Below are 14792 nucleotides of genomic sequence, written 5' to 3' on the forward strand. Positions count from 1 at the left end.
GGGGGCTATCGAGGTGCCGGCCGGTAGGAGCCGGGATAGTTCATCGCTGCCTCGAAGATCTCGTCGGAGAGTTCCTCGGCGGCTTCTTCGAGTCGGGGCGGGTTGCGATGCTGACCGGGGTAACCGATCAGGCCACGTACCTCGGGGACCAGGTAGTAGGCGCCACTGACCGCCGTGGCCACCACGTCGAACCGAGCCCGGTCGCTCTCGTGCAGGTCGACGACTGCCGGTTCGAGGTCGGAGGCCGTCGCCAGCAGTGCCAGCTCCGCCTGCAGCGCACCGACCAGGTCCGCGCGTGCCGTGAGAGCTCGCTCGAGCCAGATGCACTCGGGGTCGGCGTCGCGGAGGCTGGGCCGGGTCGTCGTGGCGGGTATGAGGACGTCGGCGACGCGCCAGAGCGTTTGCCGTTCCTGCTCGCTCAGGTGGGTCATTCGGAAATCTCCTGCCAGCGTGCGTTGTTCGTCAGGTGTTCGGCGGCGCGCAGCGCCAGTGCCGTGATGGTCGCGGTCGGGTTGACCGCACCCGAGGTGGGCATCACGCTGCCGTCGACGATCGCCAGGTTCGGCACGTCGTGCGCGATGTTCCACTCGTTGACCACCGACGTGGCGGGGTCGGTGCCCATCGTGGCGGTGCCCAGCAGGTGTCCGGGCTGCTCCGGCCACAGGTCGGTCGCCACCGTGCGCACCGCTCCGGCGGCCTCGTGTGCCTCGACGGCGCGTTCGAGGTTGAACTGCAAGAGCCTCTTCGTGTTGTCCGACAACCGGTACCGGATCCGCGGAGCGGGGATTCCGTTCGAATCGGTGAGCGTCGGGTCGAGATCGACGTGGTTGGTCTCCTCCGGCATGTCCTGCGAGTTGATGCCCCACTGCAGGCCGCGGCCCAATGTTTCGTCCATACGGTCGTGCACGGCAGGCCCCCACTTCTCGGCGAACGGACGTCGATCGTGCAGCGACAGCGCGCGCAGCGGTCCACCGATGGGCATCACCTGCCACTTCGCGCCGCCGACGAAGCCGCGGGAAGGGTCGGTCTCGTAGAACTCGAGGGAGTGAATGGCCTGCCCGGCCGGCCCCAGCCAGCTGTCGAGCGGCTCGTCGTAGATGCCGGTGACCTCGGCGTTCGGGTGCAGCATCAGCCGCTTGCCGACCAGACCGGACGAGTTCGCCAGCCCGTTCGGGGCGCCTCCGTGCGCGGAGAGCAGCAGCAGGCGCGGGGTGCCGATGCCATTTGCGGCGACGACGACCAGGCGGGCCTTCTGCCGGTATTCGCGTCCGGCGGCGTCGACGTAGACGGCGCCGTCCGCGCGGCCCTTGGCGTCGACGGTGATCGTGCTGACCCGGGCGCCGGTGATCAGCCGGGCGCCGTGCCGGATGGCGGTCGGCCAGTGGGTGAGGTCGAAGGATGACTTCGCCCCTTCCGGACAACCGGTCTCGCAGGTGCCCCACCGGGCGCAGCGCGCGAACTCACCATGCTTTTGTGACGCAATGGCATTCGGGGACGGCCACCAGTGCCAGCCCAGTTTGTTCATTCCGCGGGCCGCGATCCGCCCGATCTTGCCGATCGGGTGCGGGGGCAGCGGCGGCACCATGCCGTCGGGGTACATCGGGTCGCCTTCGAGCCCGGCGAGGCCGACGGCGGCGTCCATCCGGTCGTAGTACGGGGCGAGGTCCTCGTACGTGATCGGCCAGTCGTCGGCGACACCATTGAGGGTCCTGACGCGAAAGTCCGAGGGCAGCAGTCGCATCCAGTGCGCGCTGTAGATCAGCGTGCTGCCCCCGACGCCCGCGAACATCACCGGGGAGACGTCCGACTCGGACACGTTCGTCGGATAGTCGGTTGCGGTGCCGCGCACGTTGGGCTCGGGATACCACTGCTTCTGCGCCAGCAACTCCCATTCCGGCTTGACGGCAGGAAACTCGCCGCTGTTGACCCAGCGTCCCTGCTCCAGGCAGACGACCGAAAACCCGTGCCGGGCCATGTGCTCGGCCACGACACCACCGGACGGGCCGGCGCCGATGATCAGGACATCCGCCCGATCCGAAGGTGTAGGTGCCCCATCGCCGATTGTCATCGGGATATCTCCTCCCGGCCTCAACGGCCTCGGGTTGTACCGGAGCGAGACGGCAACCGCAGGTCGCGCATTCACTCGTCTGTTCACTCACGCGGCGCCGAGACGCCGATCACACCCAAGAGGATAATTAACTTGGCCATTTTTGGCAAGGTAAATACAAATGAGGCGGATGATCGTCAGATCATCCGCCTCAGGGGAAGGGAAGGGCGCGGGTCAGGGGACTCCCGCGGTGAGGAAGGCCGGCAGTTGCCGATGCGGGGTGCGCTGGAGAACGTCCGCGACGATGCTCTCGAAGTGGCCGAGATGGCGGTACATCTCCTGCTCGATCTCGACAGGGTCGCCCCGCTTGAGGGCCGCCAGAGTCGCTTCGTGCAACTCCACCCCGCATTCGTAGTCTTCCGGGGTGCGCAGCATCATGTCGTGGACGGGCGCGAGCTCCTTTTCCAGCCCCTTCATCATCGCCTCGAGCGACGGGTTGCCCGCGGCGCGCCAGATGGTCCGATGGAACAGCAGCTCGGCCTGAGCGGCCCGGCTGAGGTGGTCCTTGTGGGCGCGCAGCAGATCGATCGAATGCTGCATCAGCTGGTAGTGCTCGTCCGTGGCACGCACGGCGGCCAGCTGCGCCACGCGCGGCTCGAGGGTCTTGCGCGCCTCCAGAATGCGGAAGATCTCGTCCGCCTGGAGCGGGTCGGCCTCCGGCAAATTCTCGAGGCCCTCGGGAATCCAGATCGAGATCACCTCGGGATTGCCGTGCCGACCCGGGCGGCTCCGGAGGATGCCCGCCTCGACGAGCTTGGAGATCGCGCTACTGACCGTCGGACGCGAGACATCCATCTGTGCGGCGAGCGCCCGCTCCCCGGGCAGGACATCGCCTTCGCGCAGCTCACCAGACTTGATGCGGTCGATAATCTGATGCATGACGTCGCCGCCCGCGCTACGGCTCCGTACCGGCCTGAAGTCCCTCACGATTGCCTCCTTGTACGTTGCCGTCCGCGTCTCCATTGTAATGTAAGATATCTGCCAAATATGGCCAGTCGTTATGTCCGCTGGGGATACAGATTTGTTTCTCGCGGGCTCGGCTCTACCTGTCCAGGGTGCATCTTCCCGCCAGTGCGGTCGCACCTGCCGGCCGGCGGCTCAGTTCGCGGTCGAGAGCGCGCAGGAAGTGGTGACAGTCCGTGCCGCCCTCGCCGGAGACCGATCTCGACACGGTGTCACAGTCGTACTGCGCCCGGTGAACGCGGAATCGGCCTTCTGTCAGCGCACCTGTGCTGGTGGGATCGCCTTGTCGGAGTTTGCTCATCGCCGGCGTCAGAGGATTGACACCCGCGAGCGCCGCGACCGTGCTCGTGTTGACAGGGAGGGCGGCCGAGGAACGTCGTCGGCTCCTCAGCGAGAAGCGCGTAGCGGTGTCTTCGTGTGTCTGCCGCGACGTCAGTTCGCGTACAGCGCCGCGCCGAGTCCGCCGTCGACCACGATGGCTGCGCCGTTGATGAACGACGCGTCGTCCGACACGAGGAACCGCACCACATTGGCGACTTCCGCGGGTTCGGCGATGCGCTCCATCGGATAGGCAGCGGAAATTTCGTGCCGTGCCAGCTCCGGGTCGGCGTGGGCAGCGAAGTACTGCTGAACCATCGGGGTGTTCATGTCGCCGGGAAGTACCGCGTTGGCGCGGATCCCGGCGCGCGCCAACTGGCGCGTCACGGCGATGCTGCGAGTGAGTCCGAGGACCGCGTGTTTACTGGCGGTGTACGCGGTCAGCATGGGGTCGGCCCTCACCGACAGTACGGAGGCGATGTTGACGATGCTTCCTCCGCGGCCGTGTCGCAGCATCGCTGCTGCGGCGTATTTGCACACCCAGAAGGGGCCGCGCACGTTTGTCACGTCGATGATGTCCCAGTCCTCGTTGGTGGTCTCCAGAAAGCTCCGTTCGATCTGACGCCCAGCGTTGTTGACCACGAAGTCGAGCGTTCCGAAGCTGGTCTCGACCTGCGTGAGGGCGTCGACCACGCTCGGTTCGTCGGTGACATCGGCCTGTACGGCAATGACGGTCCCCTGCAGGCCGTGGGCCATCTGTGCGGTTTCCTGCAATTTGTCGGCGTTGCGGCTCAGGGCGACGACATTGGCGCCGTGGGCGGCCAGCGCCAGGACCGTAGCCCGGCCGAGACCACCGGAGGCGCCGGTGACGAGTCCGGATTTAGCTGTGCAAGAGAGCATGTGTTTCCTCGAGGTATGGGATCGCGATCGGAAGAACCGTTGCGGGATAACCGATCCGGAGCGTCGCGACCGGGCATTCGTCGGTTACACGAATATCTCGGTCAAGGATTCGACGACCGGGCGGGAAGATGGTTCGATTGCCGAAAACCTACCCTGGTAGGTGACCCGAGGCCCTGGTTTGCGCAGCCTACTTATCTCCCGCTTATCTTCCGTTTGGAGAAGTGCTCACACTCGTTCCTGCGAAGAGCTGAGCAGGAAGGGGTTGGTGAGGTTGAGGTCGAGCACCGCCGACCAGTCCGAGGGCGTTGTTTCGATCGCGGGGCCGCGGCGGATGATGCCCGCATTGTTGACCAGGATCGTCGGATGCGGGAACTCGGCTTTGGCCCAGGAGATCAGCTCGGCCGCGGTGTCGGGTGTCAGGTTGCTGAGGTCGGCGGTGCGCGTGGCGCAGTGAACCCCTCGGGCGAGCACCTCCTTGGCGACGTGGTCGAGTTCGCCGATATCGACGGCGAGGATGTCGGCTCCCGCCTCGGCGAGTGCGATGGCCAGTGCGTGGCCGAGGCCCCGGGAGGCACCGGTGACGAGGGCGGCGTTGCCGTCCAGCCGGAACAGGTCCATAACCGTGGTGTGGACGTGGGTGGAGGGAGGGAAGGAAGGAAGGTCATCTGGGGGGGTGTTCACCTATGGCGAGCGGTGATGCGCACCTTGGCAGCTCCACGAACTGACCTGCCGGTAATCACGCGTAAGAGGGGCCTCTAATCGCACCTGATTCCGCCCCGAGCATCTCGATGGAGCCCCGCTCCACCAAGAACTGGAACGCTTCGGTCCGTGTCACCGCGCGCGTGATGAGCGGGTGGACACGGCGCTGTCGTCTACGTTCGGCGTAGTGGGCGACGCCGGTCCAGTCGATGAACACGCAGGGCGCATCGCCGAGAATCCAGGCGTCGTGTCCGGGCGGGCAGATCATGAGATCACCGGGGCCGAGCACAGACCGGGTTCGATCCATTATTCAAGACGACCCAGTGTTGCGAAATAGGACACGAGCCACCTCATCCGTACTTCTAACCTTCTCAGGTGCGCACTCCATGTGCATATTCGGAGCCGTTTCATGTCCCATCCCCCCACTTGAGGAGTAACCATGGCCTTGTTCGCTGTGATCTGGTCGTACACCACCGATGCCTCGGTCAAAGAGGCTGCGCATGCCGAACACCTGACTTTCGTCAAGGATGCCGCTGCCCGAGGCGTGCTGCAGGAGGCCGGCGCCTGGGCCGACGGCGCCGGAGCCCTACTGGTATTCCAAGCGGTCAGCGAAGACGCCTTGCGTTCCCTGCTTGCGGAGGATCCTTACGTCAAGCAGGGCGTCGTCGTAGAGCAGCGCATTTACCAATGGAATCCAGTCATAGGCCCACTCGTCGGCATCTAGCGACAATGCGGCACGCTCAGTCCCTGGTGGCTCGTTGTCGAAGTATCTTTACGGTTTGCCTTCGGTAAGTACTTGGTCGGCGGTGTTGGTCCAGACGAACGGCGCACAGCGGGTGTTACATCCGTTGACAAAGGTGCGGATCTTGGTGGTCAGCTCGTTCACGGAGCTGAAGGTCCGCGGTGGATGGCCTGCTGTTCGAATAGTCTGAACCACACCTCCGCAAGGTTCATCCATGATGCGAGGTGGGCGTGGAATACATGAATACGAGGATTTTCGCCAGCCACTCACGGACTTCGGCCTGGTGGCGTCGTAGTCCTTCACCGGATACAGCTGCCGCTCCGAGTAGGCGCGGGCGAGGTGTTTGAGGAAGAGAAGGAACTCCTGAAGGCGATGTCGCGGTTTGCGCTGCCCGAGCGAACCGATCCGCATCGACAGCATCGGTGCGGTCCGGCCCATGGCCCGAATCCGCTACTTCTTCGTCCACGCACAGCACGAGGGTGCTGTCTGTGGATTCAAGTACAGGCCGACGGTGTCGATCACCTTGGCGACCAAATCCGGATCCGTAAGAACTTGAACAGTGAGTTCAAGCCACGGCAGTGAAGTTCCCTCTTTCCCTACGAACGGTGTTTCACTGCCGCAGCCTTGTTCGCCGCTCGCCTGTGCGGCGCGAAAGATGGCACTCTACTTACGCTCTCGACTTGTGCTGTAGTTTCAGCCACAGTCACAGCTGCCAACCCCGTAGCCTTCTCGCTCGACAAATGACGTCGGGACCGGGGCGACGGTCATGCCTGCTTACGAAGGCCGGGTTTCGAAGTCTTTGCGCACAAAACAGATTGGACGCGGCTGTTCCAAGAGTATGTTGCGCAGGTCGTGAGTGGAGCGCGGGTGTGCCGGCGAAATCGCTCGTCTACGCCGTGGAGCCCGATTCGACCAATCCCCGGAATCAATGTGGAACTCAGCGAGTGCTCAGTTTATTTGTATTGTTGGACAAAGCTATTCGGTGCCGGTCAAAGCCGTCGACTCCAGGATCGGGCGGCGAAATCGATCATCTATGCTGCCCACCTCCTCGATCCCGCCAGGTTTCGTCGCGGATCCACCCTGCTCGGCAAAATGCTTATATAAGTAATTTAATCTCCTATTGTGTTTCCGGGGTTTGGATGTCATGCTTGCCCTGCAAGGTGTTCCAGGTCACTTGGGATAGTCATTGCTGAATCGGTTTGTAAGGTGGCCGCGGCGTTGGACGGTCCACTAGCTATCGTCCTCACACGATTCGACGCCTCCTTACGCCGCCGTAGATTCGCGAACGGGAGCGGATGTCGAGAAGGTCGAGTCGCTGGGCGGACCACGCCAGTCCGGGTGCCGGCTAAAAGAGCCAGGCAGCAGCGTGTTGTGATGCCTGCGATTCTTCAAAGAGTGCTGAGTGCAAGTCCTTTGGGGACAAGCGAGTGATTGTCCCAGTTACTTTGACTACCGTCGCTCTACTGCACTGAGCACGGAAAGTCCGACATCGACCCGCCCGCGGTGAAAGTGCGGACTACAGAACAGTCGAGAAGATTCTCGTACTGGCACGCCTGCCGCGTTGCGTGGACGGGTGATCAGGCAATTCAAGTCCGCGCCGGGTGGTGAACTTCCAACCATTTCTGCGCCTACACAGATCGGGGAAACAAGATGTCCATGAGCTTGGACCACCCAGCACTGTCGTCGTCGATCGCTGACGGGAGAACGTTGTATATCGCAGGTCGATGGAGCACCGCCACCGACACTTTCGAGCGTGTAGATCCCTCCGATCTCCGCCGTGTGACGGGAATCTACGCTTCGGCGACTCCCGGTGATGTCGAGGCTGGGTATGCGGCCGCCGCCGGTGCTCAACCAGAGTGGTCCGAGACGACAGCAATTCAGCGGTCGGACTTTCTTCGTTCTGCCGCTGATCTCTTGGAAAGCCGCGTTCACGACGCTGCCCTGACAATCACCGCAGACATGGGGAAGGCGATCCGCGACGCACGCGCCGAGGTCCTGCGAAGTGTCGCCATTCTCCGCTACTACGCCGGTGAGATCCTACAGCCTAGTGGAGAGACGTACCCCAGTGCTGATCCACACACGATGCTGATGACGGTAGAGGAGCCGCTCGGCGTCGTCTGTGCAATCACACCGTGGAACTTTCCCTTCGCGCTTCCGGCATGGAAGATCGCGGCGGCAATAGGTTTCGGGAACGCAGTTGTGTGGAAGCCTGCAGAACCGGCCTGCGGATCCGCAGTGTTTCTGACGCGGATCCTCGCAGAAGCCGGGTTGCCCGCGGGGGTCCTCAACCTGGTGACGGGCAGCGGTAGAAAGCTTTCGGCGGCACTCACCGGGAACGCGCGACTCGCAGCCTTGACATTCACCGGTTCGGGTGCCGTCGGGTCGCGACTACGTCAGGCCGTCGCCGATCGCAACGTCAAGGTCCAGCTCGAGCTGGGTGGCAAGAACCCGTCTATTGTTCTCGCCGACGCCGATGTCGAGGATGCAGCGCTACAGATCGTGAAGAGCTCGATGCTCCACACGGGACAACGCTGCACAGCGACGAGCCGGGTCTACGTGGACCGCGCCGTCGCTCCCAGACTACGAGAACTGCTGGTGAAGCACGCTGACGCGCTCGTAGTCGGTGATCCGTACGACGAAGCCACCGACATCGGGCCCCTTGCCTCGGTGGAGCAACGTGACACGGTGGCCGGATACCTGCGACTCGCCCACGACGAGAACGCCGAGTTCCTTACGGGAAGGGAGTTCGACTCCGACACTTGTTATATCGCACCAACAGTCCTGGCCGGGGTGTCGGAGGCAAGCAGGCTCGTCAGGGAGGAGGTCTTCGGGCCAGTCGTGACCGTGCAGGAGGTCGATGGATTCGACGGTGCGCTGAAGGCCGCGAACGACACGGACTACGGCCTGTCCTCTGGAGTGTTCACTAGAGACATCGCGACGGCGATGACCTTCATCCGGCGCACACAATCGGGGTTGGTGCATGTCAATCGCGAGACGAGCAGTGTCGAGCCGCATGTGCCGTTCGGTGGCCTCAAAGGCTCGAGCAGCATGAGCAGAGAACAGGGCAAGGCCGCACGTACTTTCTTCACAACCACCAAGACTGCGTATGTCCGCTGGACCTAGAAGCTGGACCGGACGAGCTTCCCCGCATTCAGCTCTTCACTTTCTGCGACACAGAGCGCAATCGCCAAACCCCCAAGTAGCCCTTGGCATCAAGAGGAGACCAACATGAGCACTGCCGCACCGACCGTGACCGAAGTACTCGACGTTCTCGTTGTAGGAGCCGGATTCGCCGGGCTGTACCAGCTCGAAAATCTGCGGAGTCGAGGCTATTCGGTGAAAGTAGTCGAGGCGGGTGAGGGTCTGGGCGGAATCTGGCACTGGAACCGCTACCCGGGTGCCCGAGTGGACAGCGAAGGTCCCATCTACCAGTTCACGCGCCCCGACCTATGGGATGAATTCGCGTTCTCCGAGCTCTATCCCGGAGGTGACGAACTGCGCCGCTACTTCAAGTACGTCGACGCGAAGCTCGATCTGAGCAAGGACATCTACTACAACACCCGGGTCATTTCCGCCGAGTTCGACGATACGGCGAACACCTGGACCGTGACCGCGGAGAACGGAAGCACTTTCGTCTGCAAGTACTTCGTTCTGTGCACCGGATTCGCGGCAAAGCCGATCTTCCCGAAGCTCCCGGGAATGGACAGCTTCGCAGGGACCAACCACCACACCGGTCTGTGGCCCGAAGGCGGAATCGAATTCGCGGGAAAGCGAATCGCCATCATCGGTACCGGCGCAAGCGGTGTGCAGGTCGCTCAGGAGGCGTCGAAGAAGGCCGCACAGCTGACCATCTTCCAGCGCACCCCCGTTCAGGCGCTCCCGATGCGACAGCGCCAGCTCACCGACGAGGACAACGCGAAGATCAAGTTCGATCTGGCGGACAGATTCAGTCGTCGTTCGGCGTCATTCTCCGGCTTCGACTTCGACTTCATACCCAAGTCAGCCCTCGAGGTGAGCGAGGAGGAGCGAATCACCACTTATGAGCGACTGTGGGAGTGCGGTTTCGAGTTCTGGCTCGGAACGTACCAAGACGTCTTCGTCGAGGATGACGCAAACGACACGGCCTACGAGTTCTGGCGTGACCGGACGCGTGCCCGGATCAAGGACCCGGTCATTGCCGAGAAGCTGGCGCCGATGAAGAAGGCGTACCCCTTCGGCGTGAAGCGTCCCTCGCTGGAGCAGACGTACTACGACATCTTCAACCAGGACAACGTGCGCCTCGTCGATCTGCACGAGGACCCGATCGAGACGATCACGCCCACCGGGCTGAAGACCACATCGGAAGAGCACGAGTTCGACATCATCGTCTATGCAACGGGCTTCGACGCCGTCACCGGTGGCCTGACCGCTATCGACATTCGCGGCACCGACGGTACATTGCTCCGGGACAAGTGGTCGAATGGTGTGCGGGCAAACCTCGGAGTCGCAACGGCAGGATTTCCCAACCTGCTTTTCCTCTACGGACCACTGAGCCCGTCGGGCTTCTGCAACGGGCCCAGCTGCGCCGAGATCCAAGGTGACCTCGTCGTCGACACCATCGACTACATGCGGGACAACGGATTGAACCGCATCGAATCCGAGGCGGACGCGGATGCTGCCTGGTCCGATCACGTCGCCGAGCTGACGGCCGAGGCGCTCTATGACAAAGCCGACTCCTGGTACATGGGTGCCAACGTCCCGGGTAAGCCGCGGCAGTTGCTGAACTACCCCGGTGGTCTTCCCCTCTACCTGGCCAAGTGGGACGAGACCGTATGTGCGGGATACAAGGGCTTCACGCTTTCCTGAGCAGTCAATTTGCCTCCCTCGAGTAGTGATGAAAGTGAGCAACACATGTCCGTGAGCAAAGAATCCCTGTTCCTCAACGACCTGTACGCTTCGTGGCTTACGCGGTCCGAAGGAATGGACCTCGCCAGTCAGCGAGATATGTTCGAAGAGTGGCATCTTCCGACCATCGAACCCATCGACGTCACCTATGAGGAAGTGACAGCCAACGGTGTGCCGGCAACGTGGGCCAAGCCTTTGGGGGCCGCCGAGGACCGCGTGATTGTCTTCACCCACGGTGGTGGGTTCGTGACAGGTTCACGGTTCTCACACCGCAAGCTCGCAGCACACCTCGCTAAACTGGCGGGTGTTCACGCCCTGATCGTGGACTATCGGCTCGCGCCGGAGCATAAGCACCCGGCCCAACTCGAAGACTGTATGGCCGTCCACAAGTGGCTTCGCACGCAAGGTTCCAAGGCGGAGTACACGGCGACTGTCGGCGACTCGGCGGGTGCCAATCTCGCGATCTCGACAGCGTTCGAACTCGCGAGCTTGGAACTACCCACCCCTGCTGCCGTCGTCACGCTTTCGCCTTGGCTCGATATGGAGTTCAAGGGGTTGACGGTCGAATCGAACGACGCGGTCGACGTACTGGCCAAGAGGGCGGTTCTGGAAATGATGCGGGAGATGTTCCTCTCCGAACCCGCAGATGCAACGGACCCGCGCGCGAACCCCCTGCTCAACGACTACACCGGCTTCCCTCCGGTGTACGTATCGGTCGGAGGCTTCGAGACGCTGCTGGACGACTCACGTCGGTTGGCCGAATTGATCGAGAAGGTGAGCGGCGAGGTCGTGCTCGACGTGGTCGATGAGCAACAGCATGTATTTCACTTCAACGCGGGACGGGCACCCGAGGCGGATCAAGCGGTGAGCCGGATTGCCCAGTGGCTGCGACCCAAGTTGGGCCTCGCCTGAAGTCTGCCCGCGCCGCGTGCGTATGAACGCGAAGGCTCTCGGCAGCAAGAGATGAACGTGCTCGTCGGCGGCGGCGGTCTGTCTGGCTCGCCGCCGACGAGTTCGTTCGCGTGCCGGTCGGGCACCAGTCGAACGATCGATCCGCAGTGAAAGATAGGGGAGATACACCCATGGATAGTCCAGTCCTCGTCCAACGCGACGGGTTCATCGAGACATGGACGATTAATCTACCCGCGCAGAGCAATCCTATTTCCGGGATGGAGGTAGTCGACGCATTGGTCGCCTGCGTCGAGGCCGTCAACGCCGACTACGGTGTGCGAGCTGTCATCGTCACCGGTGCCGGATCGACGTTTTCCGCCGGCGGAAACGTCAAGGACATGGCGAATCGTCGCGGATTGTTCGGGGGGAAGCCTCACGAACAACGGGATGGCTACAGAGCTGGGATACAACGGATTCCGCGGATCATGTACAACTGCGACGTGCCGCTCATCGCAGCAGTGAACGGCCCTGCAATCGGTGCCGGATGCGACCTCGCCCTCATGTGCGACCTCCGCATTGCCAGCGGAAAGGCATTCTTTGCAGAGAGCTTCGTCAAGCTCGGAATCATCCCGGGTGACGGTGGCGCGTGGCTGCTGCCCAAGGCCGTCGGGATGGCGCGGGCGGCAGAGATGATCTTGACGGGTGACCGTGTCGACGCGATCAAGGCACTCGAGTGGGGATTGGTCTCCAGTGTCGTTGCGCCGGAGAAGCTGCTCGACGAAGCTCGCGCGCTCGCCGGCCGGGTGGCCGCCAATCCGCCACACTCGGTACGGATGGCCAAGAGGCTCCTCCGCGAGGGACAGCACCAAAGCCTCGACAGTCTCCTCGAATTATCCGCTGCCATGCAGGCGCTGGTTCAGCAGACGACCGATCACACGGAGGCAGTCAATGCCTTCATGGAGAAGAGAACTGCCGCCTTCACCGGCGAGTGACGTGCCCGAGAAACCGAAGAACTCCGTGGATGCGAATTGGATGCTTCCACGGAGTTCTTCTTTCAGGTCTGCTCGCGAAACTGGTGCCCCTTCTGGTGGCGCCTGGGCACTTCAGCGGGTGATGAGGCCCCAGATATTCTCGCAACCTGCTTCGAGAGCGGCGGTAGTCAAGGTGTCGTCCCAGTAGTGGACGGATCCGAATTCTGAGCGCCACGCCAGGGCGGGATTGGTGAATTCGTGCAGCCTGTGCTCGCGGGTGGTGCCGATCGCACCGTGCACCTGGTGGGCGTTACGGACGACGACCGATGCCGCGTGTCCAGCACATGACCGGGCGACGGCAATGAGGAGTTCGAGGTTCTCATTCGACCACTGCGTGCGGACCGCTTCCGTCAGTGCTGCTTCGGTCGCTGTTCGGGCGAGGGAAGCTTCTGCTGCCATGTCAGCCACCAGGTTCTGAACGGCTTGAAATCTGGCCAGTGGGCGTCCGAATTGCACTCGCTCGGTGGTGTGGGCGACGGAGAGATCGAGGATGCGGTCGAGGGCGGCACACACCTGCAGCGCTCGGATGAGGGCGCCCCGCAGAAAGAGTTGTCGGATCGCCGAGTCCGACACTGGGGTGCCCGACAATGCGATCGTGTCGGCGGAAACGATGTCGCGGGGTTCGTCGGCGAGGTTGGACCCGGAGGTGATGTCGAAAAGTGTTGTCTCGAGGTCGGCGACGACGTACGTGTCGTTCTTCCGCCAGACCGTGACGATCTTGTCTGCCTGGGATGCCCACGGCACGCCGCGGGCGACGCCTTTCTCGTCTAGTACGCATGCGGTGAGGCGCGCATTGTCCATCGGTAGGCCGGCTTCTTCGAGGAGCCAACCGGCGAGCAGGTCGTGTTCGGCGAGAGGAATCCGGACCCCGTGTGATGCCGCGGCGCGCAAGAGTTCCGCGGCCTCGTACCAGCCTGCGCCGCTGCCGCCGGTCTCTTCGCGGCCGGTCAGCCGGACAAGACCCAGTTCGTCGAGTTGTGCCCACAGAGAGGGATCGCACGTGGCGATACCGTCCTCCGGCCCGTTCCGTTCCCGGTGATCGGAAAAGACCGCGGACATCATGTCGGTGAGGTCCGCGTCGACCGTGGTTGGTGCGTGCATCAGCGCATCCCCAATCCCCGCGCGATCACGCCGCGCAGAACTTCGTTGGTGCCGCCACGGAGAGTAAATCCCGGGCGTTGGACGATGGCGTCCTCGAGCATCGAGGTGTACCGAGGAGGCGAAGATTCATCGGTGAGGAGGTCGGCGAAGTCGGCTATGTCGCCTTCGGTGGACGTCCCGAGGACCTTGACCACGGCTGCGGCGGTGTCGGCGGGTTCGTGGCGCTCGAGTGCGCCCGCCACTGCGGTCGACATCTGGTGCAGACCGGCGATCCGTGCGAGATACCGGCCCAGATTCGAATGCCGCGGTAAGGTTCCCTGCTTCATCTGTTCGGCGGTCTTCGCGAGTAGGACGAACGTCGACAGGAATCGCTCCGGGCCGCTGCGTTCGAAGCTGAGTTCCGAGGTGACCTGCTGCCACCCGTTGTCGATGGTGCCGAAGACCATCTCGTCCTCGACGAGGACCTCCTCGAGGAGGACCTCGTTGAAGTGGTGCTGCCCGTTCATCGACATGATCGGCCGGATGTCGACTCCGGGGGCGTGCAGATCGACGATGAACTGGCTGAGGCCATCGTGTCGATGTGCGGGATCGAGTTGGGCGGTGCGGGCAAGGCAGATGAACGCGTCAGCGCGATGAGCACCGGAGGTCCAGACCTTGGCTCCGGTGATAGACCACCCTCCGTCAACCCGGGTGGCCTTTGTGCGCACACTGGCCAAGTCGGACCCGGAATCCGGTTCGCTCATACCGATACCGAAGTAGCATTCTCCGCGCGTGATCGCCGGCAAGAACTTGTGCTTCTGGACCTCGGTGCCGTACTTCAGCAGCGACGGGACGATCTGCCGGTCGGCGATCCAGTGGGCGGCGACGGGGGCGCCGGCGGCGAGCAACTCTTCGGTGACGACGAACCGTTCGAGGTGGCGGCGACCGTGGCCGCCGTACTCGGCCGGCACGGTCATGCCGAGCCATCCGCGGGCGGCTAATTCACGTGTGAAGTCTTCGTCCCAGCCAGTCAACCAGGAGTCGACCTGTCGGCGGATCTTGCCTTCACTGAGCTGCTCGGCAAGAAACCCACGGACTTCGGTCCGTAAGTCGTCCATGGCGTGTGGATCACTGGAGACCGGGGGCACCAGTCTGAGCTTGGTCATGATGTTTCTTC

General features: G+C 63.0%; 13 protein-coding genes. 5 read left to right on the top strand and 8 right to left on the bottom strand.

The window, feature by feature from the left end; genetic code table 11:
* Positions 1 to 5: 5 nt before the first annotated feature.
* From WKC72_RS19820 to WKC72_RS19840, 5 genes are all read right to left on the bottom strand, one after another.
* Positions 6 to 431, bottom strand: a complete 426-nt coding sequence (locus tag WKC72_RS19820; protein WP_370178553.1) for a hypothetical protein — start codon at positions 429 to 431, stop codon at positions 6 to 8.
* A complete protein-coding gene (locus WKC72_RS19825; RefSeq protein WP_370178556.1) occupies positions 428 to 2068 on the bottom strand; it encodes a GMC family oxidoreductase in 1641 nt (546 codons plus the stop codon). The genes WKC72_RS19820 and WKC72_RS19825 overlap by 4 nt, the downstream gene beginning before the upstream one ends.
* A 213-nt stretch (positions 2069 to 2281) precedes the next feature.
* Positions 2282 to 3070 (bottom strand): FadR/GntR family transcriptional regulator, encoded by a 789-nt coding sequence (locus tag WKC72_RS19830; RefSeq protein WP_370178558.1) that lies wholly within the window; start codon positions 3068 to 3070, stop codon positions 2282 to 2284.
* Between the two features lie 432 nt (positions 3071 to 3502).
* Positions 3503 to 4288 carry an SDR family NAD(P)-dependent oxidoreductase gene (locus WKC72_RS19835; RefSeq protein WP_370178561.1) on the bottom strand — a complete coding sequence of 262 codons (786 nt, stop codon included), beginning with the start codon at positions 4286 to 4288 and terminating at the stop codon, positions 3503 to 3505.
* Positions 4289 to 4513: 225 nt separating this feature from the next.
* Positions 4514 to 4906: an SDR family NAD(P)-dependent oxidoreductase gene (locus tag WKC72_RS19840; RefSeq protein WP_235214288.1), complete on the bottom strand. Its 393-nt coding sequence runs from the start codon at positions 4904 to 4906 to the stop codon at positions 4514 to 4516.
* A 520-nt stretch (positions 4907 to 5426) separates the two neighbouring features.
* On the opposite strand from WKC72_RS19840, the gene WKC72_RS19845 reads away from it, so the two are divergent.
* On the top strand, positions 5427 to 5711 hold the full coding sequence (locus WKC72_RS19845) for a YciI family protein (protein ID WP_037227226.1): 285 nt from the start codon (positions 5427 to 5429) through the stop codon (positions 5709 to 5711).
* Positions 5712 to 5759: 48 nt separating this feature from the next.
* Here WKC72_RS19845 and WKC72_RS19850 read toward each other — a convergent pair whose 3' ends face one another.
* Positions 5760 to 6167: a hypothetical protein gene (locus tag WKC72_RS19850; protein WP_370178564.1), complete on the bottom strand. Its 408-nt coding sequence runs from the start codon at positions 6165 to 6167 to the stop codon at positions 5760 to 5762.
* Positions 6168 to 7379: 1212 nt separating this feature from the next.
* On the opposite strand from WKC72_RS19850, the gene WKC72_RS19855 reads away from it, so the two are divergent.
* The 4 genes from WKC72_RS19855 to WKC72_RS19870 all read left to right on the top strand — a co-directional run bounded on the left by WKC72_RS19855 (position 7380) and on the right by WKC72_RS19870 (position 12496).
* Entirely contained in the window at positions 7380 to 8852 is a 1473-nt protein-coding gene (locus tag WKC72_RS19855; protein WP_370178566.1) for an aldehyde dehydrogenase family protein, read from the top strand.
* Between the two features lie 105 nt (positions 8853 to 8957).
* Entirely contained in the window at positions 8958 to 10574 is a 1617-nt protein-coding gene (locus WKC72_RS19860; protein WP_370178568.1) for a flavin-containing monooxygenase, read from the top strand.
* 45 nt (positions 10575 to 10619) lie between these two features.
* Positions 10620 to 11525: an alpha/beta hydrolase gene (locus tag WKC72_RS19865; protein ID WP_370178570.1), complete on the top strand. Its 906-nt coding sequence runs from the start codon at positions 10620 to 10622 to the stop codon at positions 11523 to 11525.
* 170 nt (positions 11526 to 11695) lie between these two features.
* The gene (locus tag WKC72_RS19870) at positions 11696 to 12496 is read left to right on the top strand and encodes a crotonase/enoyl-CoA hydratase family protein (protein ID WP_037227213.1); all 801 of its coding nucleotides are present in this window, start codon (positions 11696 to 11698) and stop codon (positions 12494 to 12496) included.
* 111 nt (positions 12497 to 12607) lie between these two features.
* Here the strand turns inward: WKC72_RS19870 and WKC72_RS19875 are convergent, their stop codons facing one another.
* Entirely contained in the window at positions 12608 to 13636 is a 1029-nt protein-coding gene (locus tag WKC72_RS19875) for an acyl-CoA dehydrogenase family protein (RefSeq protein ID WP_370178572.1), read from the bottom strand.
* On the bottom strand, positions 13636 to 14781 hold the full coding sequence (locus tag WKC72_RS19880; RefSeq protein WP_370178574.1) for an acyl-CoA dehydrogenase family protein: 1146 nt from the start codon (positions 14779 to 14781) through the stop codon (positions 13636 to 13638). The genes WKC72_RS19875 and WKC72_RS19880 overlap by 1 nt, the downstream gene beginning before the upstream one ends.
* Between the last annotated feature and the right edge of the window lie 11 nt (positions 14782 to 14792).

This window comes from Rhodococcus wratislaviensis (assembly GCF_041228765.1).
Classification (GTDB): Bacteria; Actinomycetota; Actinomycetes; order Mycobacteriales; family Mycobacteriaceae; genus Rhodococcus_F; species Rhodococcus_F wratislaviensis.

Excerpts from the sequence above, each read along its gene's own strand:
- WKC72_RS19820 (WP_370178553.1), bottom strand. The coding sequence starts at position 431 with ATGACCCACCTGAGCGAGCAGGAACGGCAAACGCTCTGGCGCGTCGCC.
- WKC72_RS19825 (WP_370178556.1), bottom strand. The coding sequence starts at position 2,068 with ATGACAATCGGCGATGGGGCACCTACACCTTCGGATCGGGCGGATGTC.
- WKC72_RS19830 (WP_370178558.1), bottom strand. The coding sequence starts at position 3,070 with ATGGAGACGCGGACGGCAACGTACAAGGAGGCAATCGTGAGGGACTTC.
- WKC72_RS19835 (WP_370178561.1), bottom strand. The coding sequence starts at position 4,288 with ATGCTCTCTTGCACAGCTAAATCCGGACTCGTCACCGGCGCCTCCGGT.
- WKC72_RS19840 (WP_235214288.1), bottom strand. The coding sequence starts at position 4,906 with ATGGACCTGTTCCGGCTGGACGGCAACGCCGCCCTCGTCACCGGTGCC.
- WKC72_RS19845 (WP_037227226.1), top strand. The coding sequence starts at position 5,427 with ATGGCCTTGTTCGCTGTGATCTGGTCGTACACCACCGATGCCTCGGTC.
- WKC72_RS19850 (WP_370178564.1), bottom strand. The coding sequence starts at position 6,167 with ATGGGCCGGACCGCACCGATGCTGTCGATGCGGATCGGTTCGCTCGGG.
- WKC72_RS19855 (WP_370178566.1), top strand. The coding sequence starts at position 7,380 with ATGTCCATGAGCTTGGACCACCCAGCACTGTCGTCGTCGATCGCTGAC.
- WKC72_RS19860 (WP_370178568.1), top strand. The coding sequence starts at position 8,958 with ATGAGCACTGCCGCACCGACCGTGACCGAAGTACTCGACGTTCTCGTT.
- WKC72_RS19865 (WP_370178570.1), top strand. The coding sequence starts at position 10,620 with ATGTCCGTGAGCAAAGAATCCCTGTTCCTCAACGACCTGTACGCTTCG.
- WKC72_RS19870 (WP_037227213.1), top strand. The coding sequence starts at position 11,696 with ATGGATAGTCCAGTCCTCGTCCAACGCGACGGGTTCATCGAGACATGG.
- WKC72_RS19875 (WP_370178572.1), bottom strand. The coding sequence starts at position 13,636 with ATGCACGCACCAACCACGGTCGACGCGGACCTCACCGACATGATGTCC.
- WKC72_RS19880 (WP_370178574.1), bottom strand. The coding sequence starts at position 14,781 with ATGACCAAGCTCAGACTGGTGCCCCCGGTCTCCAGTGATCCACACGCC.